The sequence below is a fragment of the Enterobacter cloacae complex sp. ESBL7 genome (assembly GCF_041679625.1).
GTDB lineage: Bacteria > Pseudomonadota > Gammaproteobacteria > Enterobacterales > Enterobacteriaceae > Enterobacter > Enterobacter asburiae_B.
This window is the reverse complement of the sequence record NZ_JBGORN010000042.1, coordinates 1-466: the sequence shown is the minus strand read 5'-3', so window position 1 is coordinate 466 and position 466 is coordinate 1. Positions and strand designations below refer to the sequence as shown.

Here is a 466-nt window from a genome sequence, read left to right as displayed (position 1 = left end):
TAGGTAGCTTAACCTTCGGGAGGGCGCTTACCACTTTGTGATTCATGACTGGGGTGAAGTCGTAACAAGGTAACCGTAGGGGAACCTGCGGTTGGATCACCTCCTTACCTTAAAGAACCTGCCTTTGCAGTGCTCACACAGATTGTCTGATGAAAAGTAAATAGCAAGGCGTCTTGCGATTGAGACTTACACGTCCCCTTCGTCTAGAGGCCCAGGACACCGCCCTTTCACGGCGGTAACAGGGGTTCGAATCCCCTAGGGGACGCCACTTGCTGGTTCGTGAGTGAAAGTCACCTGCCGTCATATCTCAAAACTCATCTTCGGGTGACGTTTGAGATATTTGCTCTTTAAAAATCTGGATCAAGCTGAAAATTGAAACGACACACATGTTATGTGTGTTCGAGTCTCTCAAATTTTCGCAATCAGAAGTGAAACATCTTCGGGTTGTGAGGTTAAGCGACTAAGC

1 tRNA gene and 1 rRNA gene are annotated in these 466 nt (G+C 47.9%); both read left to right on the top strand.

The features are described from left to right. A 16S ribosomal RNA gene (locus ACERY3_RS25370) occupies window positions 1-107 on the top strand; the annotation flags it as partial. Window positions 108-192: 85 nt separating this feature from the next. Continuing rightward, window positions 193-268 (top strand) — tRNA-Glu (locus tag ACERY3_RS25365). Window positions 269-466 lie beyond the last annotated feature (198 nt).